The sequence below is a fragment of the Prosthecobacter sp. genome (genome assembly GCF_014879935.1).
Classification (GTDB): domain Bacteria; phylum Verrucomicrobiota; class Verrucomicrobiia; order Verrucomicrobiales; family Verrucomicrobiaceae; genus Prosthecobacter.
Map to the genome: position 1 here is coordinate 1 of NZ_JACSRD010000117.1, position 5254 is coordinate 5254.

Below are 5254 nucleotides of genomic sequence, written 5' to 3' on the forward strand. Positions count from 1 at the left end.
CCATGCGCCTCCTCCTCGCCCTCCTCTGCCTCCTCCTCCCCTCCTGCATGCACGTGTTCACCTCCCGGCATGAATACCTCGCCAGCGGCACGGCTCCGATGATCGGCGGCACGGCCTTCCGGGCCGAATTCATCCCGCAGCAGCGGGAATCCGGGGCGGCGCTCAGCGCCATGGTCATCGGGGGAGCCTGGGTGTCCGAAGTCGGCCCCTACCAACTGCGTCTCCACGCCTTCGGCCAGCCGGGCGACCAGCGCTGGTTCGAGATCAAGCGCCTCCGCCTCACCGGCACCGACAACTTCAACGCGCCCATGGAACCCCGCGGCTTCGCCGGCCGCGCCGAGTTCGGCCCCACGCAGACCGCCGGGCGCACCCGGGCCAGCCTGCTGCTCGGCCCCCACATCTACCTCGACGACCAAAAGCAGCGCAGCATCACCCTGGAGGCCGAAGTCGATATCCTCCGCCGCGGCGGCCCGACCCGCGGCATCGTCCGCATCCCGCTTTCCCTCACCAAGACCGGCAGCCGGGAGAGCATCTTCATCATCACCGAGCTCATGCGCGATCTCCGCCAGCGCGACACCATGGACGACCTCCCCGACGCCCTGCCCCCGCCTCCCGAAGCTCCGTGAGGCCCGCCCAGCAGCGAACCGAGTACCGAGTACCGAGAACCGAGAACCGAGAACAAAAAAGTCAAAACTGGACAGTTCGCGCCCGTTCGTCTCAAATGCGCCCGCAATCGCCTCAGCGCGGGCAATTCTCCTAAACCCACAACCAACAATCACACCATGGGCAACATCCAATTCGGCTCCGAAGTCTATACCTGGTTCATGCAGGGCACCGGCAAGGGCTACGACAACAAACTCGACCACATGATCAAGGTCGCCTCCGAGGCAGGCTTCACCGGCATCGAGCCGATGGTGCTCGAAATCTCCGCCAGCGCCCTCGGCTGCTCCAAATACTGGCTCGGGCCGCAGATCGACCCGATCCTCATGAAGGACACGCTTCAAAAATACAACATGAAGCTCTGCGGACTCGCCCTCGTCTGCGCTTGGGATGGCGACACCGAGGCTCCGAACGAGAAGGAAGCCGCCGACTTTACCATCAACTACCTCAAGCACTTCCCCGGCGCCATGCTCGGCACCGTCACCCTCCCCTCCGGCCGCACGAAGGACCTGCAAAAGCGCCGTCTGAACGTCGCCAAGAACGTGAACGCCGTCTCCCAGCGTGCGCATGACGCCGGCCTCGTCTGCTCCTACCACCCGAACTCCCCGCCCGCCTCGCTCGTCCGCACGCAGGAAGACTACGACGTCGTCCTCAGCAGCCTCGACCCGAAGGTCACCGGCTGGACGCCCGACGTGGGCCACATCATCCGCGGCGGCATGGATGTCATCGCCACGCTCAGCAAGTGGCAGCACCTCATCAATCACATCCATTACAAGGACTTCTCCGGCAACGGCGCCGAGCCCTGGGCACAGATGGGCACCGGCAAGCTCGACTTCCACAAGATCACCGAGTTCCTCGTGGCCCGGAACTACTCCGGCTGGATCATCTGCGAAGATGAGGCCCACTGCGCCGTCGATGACCCCGATGGCGTGACCAAGCAGAACGGCGAATGGTGCAAATCGAACCTGCATCCCATCGTCGGCCTGTAAGGTTTGACCCTCATCTCAATTACCTGACGCCTTCTCCTTCGCGGGAGAAGGCGTTTTTCGTTCCCCGGAAAGGACGGCTTACAACAAGGCACAATCGCGAACCGAAAATCCATGCTACGAGTCCACATGACCGACATGACTCTCACCCACCAGCCCATCCTGGCATCGGATTTTGGCGTGGGCTTCTGGCTTTCAATAGGCACGCCTTTGGTTGTGCTGATCTTTGGCTTCATGGCATTCGTGTCGGCGATTTTGCTGGCAATCCCTCGTTGCCGCCTCGTCAGCCGGCACTTCAGCCTCTTCATCACCTTGGTCTATCTCACAGGCGGTTTGATTGCCTGGATTTGGCATGGAGACCTCCCCGATGAGTTTGGGGAAACACACTATGTGATCGGGTCTTTGATGCCCTTGTTCCTCGCCGTCTGGTGCATGGCTGCTTCCATTTGGATGAGCCGCTCTCTTCTGCAGAAACACAGACGCGCAAGCAGGCTGCTCTCGCTCACTTTACCGGCTTCAGGAATCGCTCTCGCATTGCTTTTCATGGCCATTCTGATTGGCTGGGCCGCATGATCGGCATCTCGATCACACCACATCTGTATTCCGATGCCACTTATGAATCCCCTGCACATTGTCTCATGGATGACGGTCATGATCATGGTCGGCTGCGGCTCTCGCCCTCAGTCCGGCCACCACACGTCCGAATTGGACTACGACAACCGGCCCCTTCCGGCTGACCGGCAAAACCTGCACCTCCAGGGACCGGCCACCACCATTCGCGTCCAGGTGCCGGCGGGCTGGCAGATCCAAAGCCAGCCGTATTTCAATTCACCGAGCTATACGCTCGCTCTTCTCGGAAGCCCGGGAAATCTACCCCTCCTCAACATCGCTCTCGAAACCGGCCATCGCAGCCGCTTGTCGGAAGATGGTTCCCACGACGCGCACCTCAATGACATCCATTCCAATTTTGGCTCGGCATATCACCAGTCCGCAGGTGCCATGATGTTGCTCGACGGGCGCAGGGTGGAGGTCCGCGAGTATGTCGATGGAGACGTGCCCGAACTCGCCGCCTTTATTCCCGAAAAGGGGCACGTCACAGCGATTTCGATGCAAGTGGGACCACCCGCCGACTGGGCGCGTCATCGCCCCGCCTTCGAAGCCCTTCTTCAATCTTACCGCATCGAGTCTGATGCCATGCCCCCCGCCCTCCCTTCCCCGTGACCCAGGAATCCATCCTTGAACACAAGCTGCGAGCACACTTTCCCGAAGCTCACCAGCACGCCCGGGCCACTCCTTGCAGAACGCAACGGGCGGAACGGCCATCTTGTCACGCTTGCCGCGACCAACCGCGCACCATCTCCCCTCAGCAGCACCAAGACTCCGGCTCAGGACTTCATAAATCATTGGCACCTTGACTGAGAGCCCTGAACGAACTTGGTCATTCTGCGAAATGAAAACGAGTCCAATCGCCGTAACTCTGATTGTGCTTGCTTGCATCACCACATCCGTGGCTGCTCAAACGCGCCTCTTCTCTGCAAGCAAACTGGCCTCTGCCAACCCCGTTTCGGATTCAAGATTCTCGATCACCACTTCCCAGTCTGGTGGCAGCATTGAGTTTATCACGTCAGGACTTTACACAGGGCTTCATCTTGGAGGGTCGAACACAAGCGGCACGTACACCTTCACATTCTCTGAGCCCGTCATCTCTGTCGAAATCGAATTCGATGCATTGTCGGCAAGTGAACACTATCAGGCAGAATCGATAGATGGGTTTTCCACAAGCAATGGTTCTGCTTCCATTGACTTCGTTCCGCAGGGCGGAACCAGCTTCAATGGCAGCGTGATTACGGCAACCGATCTGGATGGCCAGGGTGTTATTCAACATCAATCCTCCCAGCCATTCTCAAGCTTCACATTTCATCATTCTCAGCCGTCGATGACGAGCGGATTCGTGGTCGAACGATTTCAAGTTGAGCTTCCAGGCAGCGAAGCCATTGGCGGCGCAGGAGCTGTTTCCGGCTCACCTGCGATCACACGTCACGGGGTGACTTCCGTTCTGATGTCAGGGGATCCAATCCATCCGGGAGACATCGTCGAGACTGAGGATGGCGAATCTGTCAACCTCCTCTTCAGCGACGAGTCGAGCATTTTAGTCGGAGAGAATGCCAGGCTGGAGATCGATGATTACGTTTATGATCCGGAATCTGGCGAGAATAGTCAGAAGGTCAGCCTGCTTCGCGGTCTCTTTCTATTCACCAGTGGGTTGATAGGCCAGACCAATCACGATGATGTCAGCATAAAAACCCCCTATGGATTTTTGGGGATTCGAGGCACAGCTTTCTATACCGAGATTATCGAAGTTGGTTCCCTGATCGAAGTGACGGTGACGGTGACAAGTGGTTTGGTGGTGTTTGACAACTGGTGGACTGGTGAGAGCAAGGAAGTCCCGGCAGGAGAGAGTCTCCATGTCGTTGCTCCAGCGCCATCTCTCCAGACCATCAAGGGTCGGCTCATCATGGGAACAGAGCGTCTCCTCAATCTTTCCGGCTACACAGACCAGCCCTTTACCGTGCAGAGATCAACGGGGTTGGACCATTGGGAGAATTGGATGACCTTGCAGCCATCAGACCTGCCAATTGACCTCGACATTTCCTCGGATCCCATGCCCGCGGCACAATTCTTCAGGCTGTCCCGATAGGCCGAAGATGCCTAGGCCGAAGATGCCTAGGCCGAAGATGCCTGGCATTTTTCCTTCACGGGAGAGGGCGTTTTTGTTTGAATGGAACCTGCTCGGGCGATTTGTTCGACACTGCGGTCAGCCATGAACGGCACCCCATATCAAACCGAATCATGAAGGCCATCGCGCACCGGGGAGGAATGGAAAAGGGAATGCAGAACTCCCCCGACGGAGTGCGTCTGGCGGTGCGGCATCAGGCGGACTTTGTGGAACTGGATGTCGTGGGGGACGCACGCGGCGGTCTCCAATGCGCGCATGGGTGGGGCGCGAAGTCTCATCTGAGCGATTGCCTGAAAGCGCTGGAAGCAAACATGAGCCTCATCGCTCATCTGAAAGGGGACTATGCCGAGGGAGACATCGCATGCTTGACCGAGGCGATGGCATCCCACATTCCCTTGGAGAAAGTGGTCTTCGCCTCTCACAGGACCGGCGTTTTGCAGCGGCTGCGGAAGCTGCTGCCCGAGGCGCGGCTGGCGCGCTTCGGGCTGTTCCCTGCCCTCGCATCGCTGTGGCGGCAGCAGCCGTGGCAGTGCTGCATGGTCAACCAGGTGGTGCTCACACGCTGGCTGGTGCGGGCGCTGCAGCAGCGGGGCTATGAGGTTGTCGCAAGCTGTGTGTGGGAGCTGCGTTCCAGGCGGAGCGTGCAGCGGCTGGGCGTGGACGGCGCATTCGTGAATCTGCGGGAGCCACCGCGCATGCCACGCCCTTGCGGGCGCAGCCACGACCCGTAGCCGCCGCCGCAAGGCGGTGGCCGCCCGCCCCCATGCCAGCTCACCGGGCAGGCGATCTCCCACATCGCCTCCGCATGCCACGCCTTGCGGGCGCAGCCACGACCCGTAGCCGCCGCCGCAAGGCGGTGGCCGCCCGCCCC

6 protein-coding genes are annotated in these 5254 nt (G+C 60.0%); all 6 read left to right on the plus strand.

The features are described 5' to 3' along the window. On the plus strand, positions 1-626 hold a 626-nt coding region (locus IAE77_RS08730), incomplete at its 5' end, for a hypothetical protein (RefSeq protein ID WP_294224825.1). A 156-nt stretch (positions 627-782) separates the two neighbouring features. Further along, positions 783-1649, plus strand: coding sequence for a sugar phosphate isomerase/epimerase family protein (locus tag IAE77_RS08735; RefSeq protein WP_294224828.1), 867 nt, complete (start codon positions 783-785; stop codon positions 1647-1649). A gap of 135 nt (positions 1650-1784) precedes the next feature. After that, a complete protein-coding gene (locus IAE77_RS08740; RefSeq protein WP_294224831.1) occupies positions 1785-2219 on the plus strand; it encodes a hypothetical protein in 435 nt (144 codons plus the stop codon). Between the two features lie 42 nt (positions 2220-2261). Continuing rightward, a complete protein-coding gene (locus IAE77_RS08745; protein ID WP_294224833.1) occupies positions 2262-2867 on the plus strand; it encodes a hypothetical protein in 606 nt (201 codons plus the stop codon). A gap of 229 nt (positions 2868-3096) precedes the next feature. After that, positions 3097-4344 carry a FecR family protein gene (locus IAE77_RS08750; RefSeq protein WP_294224837.1) on the plus strand — a complete coding sequence of 416 codons (1248 nt, stop codon included), beginning with the start codon at positions 3097-3099 and terminating at the stop codon, positions 4342-4344. Between the two features lie 152 nt (positions 4345-4496). Further along, positions 4497-5114, plus strand: coding sequence for a glycerophosphodiester phosphodiesterase (locus tag IAE77_RS08755; protein WP_294224840.1), 618 nt, complete (start codon positions 4497-4499; stop codon positions 5112-5114). The last annotated feature ends 140 nt before the right edge of the window (positions 5115-5254 follow it).